The organism is Bradyrhizobium sp. (genome assembly GCF_019244115.1).
In the GTDB taxonomy this organism is placed as follows: Bacteria; Pseudomonadota; Alphaproteobacteria; order Rhizobiales; family Xanthobacteraceae; genus Bradyrhizobium.
This window is the reverse complement of sequence record NZ_JAFATE010000645.1, coordinates 1-4,781: the sequence shown is the minus strand read 5'-3', so window position 1 is coordinate 4,781 and position 4,781 is coordinate 1. Positions and strand designations below refer to the sequence as shown.

The following is a 4,781-nucleotide window of genomic DNA, read 5'->3' as shown; positions in this document are numbered from 1 at the left end:
TGATGATCTCGCGGGCGATGGGAGCAAGAAAGCCCGGTTCCCAGGGAGAGCGCGCCATAAGCGTTAAAACCGTCGTGCAGGGAAGGTCGGATGCCCGGCCAAACCGATGGTTGCTGGTGGGTCATCGGTGCGGCCAGCACCCGGCCGCGACGGGTAAGAAAATACTCGCAGGCACCGCAGTCGGATGTGCCGAACGCCTCATGGAGCCGGTACTTACGGGCCCTTCACGGGCGCCGGGATTTCGCAGCGGATCACCGCCTCCGGCACCTCGGACCTGTTGACCAATTCCGGCTCCGGTTGGATTCCGACAAGCGCCGCCAGACAGCAATTTGCTTTAGCTGGTGAATCCCGAGTATCACGCGCCCAACGAACGACTGTGAGCACCTCGTTCGTTACCAATAGCTTGCAAGAGCCCAGCAAGGCTGTCATGCTTGCGTCCGGCTGAGCGGCCAGAGCTTAGGTGGGTCATGAATGGTGATCCTACAGCTGGTGCCGATGCTATCCCCAAGCGCTGCGACGGGTCGGGCTGATGTTGCGCTGGCGCCTGGTGCTCCCGGCAACGATGGTCGCGCTCGCGCTCGGCATTGCTCTCACGGGCATCGGGTATTGGCAAGCGCGCACGATTGCGGCCGCCGCTTCCGAACAGGTGGTCAGGCATTGTGTCGGCGCTCTCAGCGACGGCATCGCGGACCTGCTGCGTCGTTCAAATCGCACATTGTTTCGAATGGAGAACGAGATCGTCCGCCAGGCGATCGCGCTGGACAATGCGAGCGCGATGTTGCGCGCGTTGTACGCCGTGCTGACCGACGAGCCCGATGTCGATTGGGTGTTCTTCGCGAACGAAGCGGGCGGACAGGTCTCGGCCGGGCGGCTGGCGGACGGCACGAAGGTCTTCGTGATGACGGATGATTTCCGTGCCGGCGTCCTGCGCCAGTTCGACGCCTCGCCCGATGGGCACCCGGGACAGCCGCTCAAATCGAGCGGCCGGTTCGATGCCCGCGCGCAGAGCTGGTACGCGACAGCCAAGCAGCAGGCGCGGTACTGGACTCAAGCCGATCTCGGCGGAAACGAGGCGGTGCTCAGCATCGCTCTCACCGCACCGGTCGGCAAGGAGCAACCGGCTGCCGGCGTGATCGGTGTCCGCCTCCTGCTTTCTTCACTTGCCGACCGGTTGAACTCCCGATGCCTTGGCTATACCGGGCGGATGTTCATTCTCGGTCCCGGCGGTCTATTGGTCGCTGCCTCAAATGGCACGTCTCAACGCAGCCTTTCGCCCGTCGGCTCCGACGATCCCGTGGTGCGCGAAACGGCAGGTTACTTGCTGGCGCACATCGCTGGGTCGGGCCCCTTGTCGGGACCGGGTAGGCAAACATTCAAGTTCGAAGGTCAGGAGCTGGGCCTGACTTACGCGGCCGCCACCAGGTTCCAGGTGCCGGGCGAGATCGCATGGACCGCCATTGCAGCGATGCCTGTCTCGGACTTTCTCGGGCCGGCACAACATGCGCTGCTGGTCTCGTTCGGCATCAGCCTTGCCGTCGTGGCACTCACCCTGCTCGCGGGATACTGGCTCGTCGCGCGGAGCTTGCGGCCGCTGAGCACCTTGACGCGGGTCGCGCAATCGATCGCGCGCGGCGAATGGCGGGATGTCCCCGAGGTGCAGCGCGAGGATGAGGTCGGCCTGCTCACGCGCGCATTCAAACGCATGACCGTGAGTCTGAAGGACACCGAGGAGAGTTTGCGACGGAGCGAGGCGGACTATCGCAGCACCGTCGAAAACGCGCTCGAAGGAATCCTCCGCACGACGTTTTCGGGACGCGTGCTCAGCGTCAACCCGGCCGCCACGCGGATGCTCGGCTACGCCTCCGCACAGGAGATGATGGATGAGGTGACCAGCACGGGCGAGCAGATTTGGGCCGCACCAGGTGCCCGTGAAGAGTTGAAGGCGAAACTGTCCAAAGAAGAAGCCGTCAGCGGTTATGAAGCCGAACTCAAGCGAAAGGACGGTGGAACCATTACCGTCCTTCTCACCAGCTCCATCATACGTGATAGCAAGAACCAGCCGCTCTATTTCGAGACCTTCATGACCGACATCACCGAGCGAAAGCGGGCCGAGATGGCTCTTCTGGACGCGCGCGCGGAACTCGCACGTTTCGCGCGCGTCACGACCCTCGGTGAGCTGACCGCTTCGATCGCGCATGAAGTCAATCAGCCGCTGACGGCCGCTACCCTCAATGCCCAGGCCGGGCTCAGTTGGCTTGCCCAGTCTCCCCCCAATCTGGAAGAGGCGCGGCAACAATTCGAGGCAATCGCCAAGGACGCTCAGCGCGCCGGCGAAGTGGTCCAGCGCATCCGCGCCATGGCGAGACGAGCCCCGCTCGAGCGGAGCTGGGTCAGCGTGAATGACGTCATCAAGGAAGTCGCCGCCATGACGGGCAGCGAGCTGTATCGGTATCAAATTGCGCTGATCCTCAAGCTCGATGAAACGATGCCGCAGGTGGTAGGCGATCGCGTGCAGGTCGAGCAGGTCATGATCAATCTGGTCGTCAACGCCATCGAATCCATCGCAGCGGCCGACGATGGACGGTCCGAGCTGACCATCGTCTCCGGTCGGGACGAATCGGGGAATTTGCAAGTCACCGTGGCGGATACCGGCGTCGGGCTCGCGCCCGAGCGCTTCGAGCAGCTGTTCGATGCTTTTTCCACGACCAAGCCGACCGGAATGGGCATGGGACTGCGCATCAGCCGCACGATCGTCGAAGCCCATGGCGGACATATATGGGCAAAGGCGAACGTACCGCGAGGCATGGTCTTCTGCTTTACCTTGCCGGCCAGCGACAAAGCCGAACTCGGGGAAGCGAGGACGATCTCCTGACACTCTCAGAAATACGGCTGTGCCGGAATGGGAGCCGCCATGTTGAATCCAAACCACATGCGGTAGGTGTCCTCCACGAAGCCGCTCGTGTGCAGCGAGAACAGCGCGAGGTTGAGCCACCGCCGCAGCGTCACGTCGGACTTGGCAACGCCGATGCAGTCCCAATCGACTTCGTCGGCGTGATCGGCGAGCGGCAACCATTGCGCATCGATCGTCCGTGCGATGGCGCCGATCGAAGCAAGATCGTCCACGACGGCGGTTGCGCGGCCGTCTGCCACGGCACGCAGCACGTCAGGATGATTGTCGAGCAGAAGCAGCTTGGCCTGCGGCAAATGCTGTTGAATCCAGGGCACCGGTGTCGTACCGCGAACTTCTGCGAGCGTCACGTCTGGGCGGTTGAGATCGGCAAGCTTCCGGTACGGAGTGCCCTTTACCGTGAGTGCGCCGAGCGTTTCCGTCATGACCGGCACGGTGAATTCAATGAGCCTGGCACGTTCCGGGGTGCGCGTCATCCCGCCGAGCACCATATCGACGAGTCCGGCAGTGAGGTAAGGAATGCGCGACTGGCTGTCCAGGGTCACGAACTCGGCCCTGACGCCGAGCATTTGCGCCAGCCTGTTGGACAGATCGACATCGAAGCCAGCCAGCTTGTTCTGGTCATTCAAGATCGCGGTCGCGAAGCTCGGATTCACGCCGACGCGAATGCTGCCGGCGGAGATGATATCGTCGAGCGAGCGTGCGAAGGCGGCTGACGAGATGCACACCGTGATGATCGTGATCAGCCAAGATATTGCGCAACATCGTTGCATCGTTCCCTCCCATTTTCTGCAGGTGACATCTGTCGAGCGGACCGCTGTGGCGCGCCGCTTTCGCGTGGCACTCTAAAAGGCGCAAATTTGGCAAAGCCTACTGGCTTCGGGCGCACTGACAATGGGAAGTATGGTCGATGTATCAAGGTAAGTGGGGTATCACCATCGCGCCGCGCCCGGAACCTAAAGTCTGCGTGGGAGCTGAATTGCCCGATGCGGAAATCATTGGAATTGCGATTATCGTTTGCCTGTCGGTCGCGGCTGTTCCGGCTGTCCTGTCCTGTTCGGATATCTGTGGGAGTTGCTACAACACTGCTCAAGTCGCGAGCTTCCAAAAAGAATATCGCTTGTTGGCGGAGTAGGGCGAGTCTGGTCTTGCTGGGGGTTAGCGAAGCGTAACCCACCATCTTCTTTCCGCGGTGACAGGGTGGGTTACGCCTTCGGCTAACCCACCCTGCGAATCCCCACGCTCGCAGGTGGTCGCTCCTGATGACTGCACGACGGGCGGATTACGCGTGCCTGCCATGCGCGAATTGCCCGTCGTGCCAATCCGTCGCAGATCGTTGATTTCTGATTTTTGAAATCAGGCTTGACATTCTCGTAAATCAGAAGCATGATCCGCACCGTCCCGCGCTCGATACCGAGGGGCGCTTCGCGGTCGTCACGAACGTGGAGTGCGGGATGCGATGGACGTTTCGGTGACCCGCGCGAGTTCTTCGTGCGGACGAACGGCACCGAGGCGGACGTGAAAGCGTGTGGTCCTGGCCTCCCGACGCTGAGGCCAAGCCCGCGAGCGATGATCTCGCGGGCGACAGGAGCAAGAAAGCCCGGTTCCTGGGGAGAGCGCGCCATAAGCGTTAAAACCGTCGCGCAGGGAATGCCGGATGATTCGGCTGAACCTGTGGTTCCTTCCCCGTGCTTTTTTATTGCACGGGGGCCATGGGTTGCGGCCAGCACCCGGCATTCCCCATAGGCGTTAAGATAGCACGGGCATCGATTGATATCGACGTTTTCGTGGAGGCTCGTAGAGATGCCTGCGGAGTGTCCGTTTGCAGTGACGCAAGCAGCGGATGGTTGGCTGTGGGATAATTGCCTGTCGC

Annotated in this window: 4 protein-coding genes; 3 read left to right on the top strand and 1 reads right to left on the bottom strand. The window is 61.9% G+C overall.

What is annotated here, in order from left to right:
- Positions 1–562: 562 nt before the first annotated feature.
- Positions 563–2,872, top strand: coding sequence for an ATP-binding protein (locus JOZ76_RS28160; protein WP_291704239.1), 2,310 nt, complete (start codon positions 563–565; stop codon positions 2,870–2,872).
- 5 nt (positions 2,873–2,877) lie between these two features.
- Here JOZ76_RS28160 and JOZ76_RS28155 read toward each other — a convergent pair whose 3' ends face one another.
- On the bottom strand, positions 2,878–3,537 hold the full coding sequence (locus tag JOZ76_RS28155; RefSeq protein WP_291704237.1) for a transporter substrate-binding domain-containing protein: 660 nt from the start codon (positions 3,535–3,537) through the stop codon (positions 2,878–2,880).
- Between JOZ76_RS28155 and JOZ76_RS28150 the strand changes: the two genes are divergently transcribed.
- Positions 3,521–3,757, top strand: coding sequence for a hypothetical protein (locus JOZ76_RS28150; protein ID WP_291704235.1), 237 nt, complete (start codon positions 3,521–3,523; stop codon positions 3,755–3,757). The genes JOZ76_RS28155 and JOZ76_RS28150 overlap by 17 nt on opposite strands.
- A gap of 61 nt (positions 3,758–3,818) precedes the next feature.
- Positions 3,819–4,043, top strand: a complete 225-nt coding sequence (locus JOZ76_RS28145; RefSeq protein ID WP_291704233.1) for a hypothetical protein — start codon at positions 3,819–3,821, stop codon at positions 4,041–4,043.
- Positions 4,044–4,781: the final 738 nt, after the last annotated feature.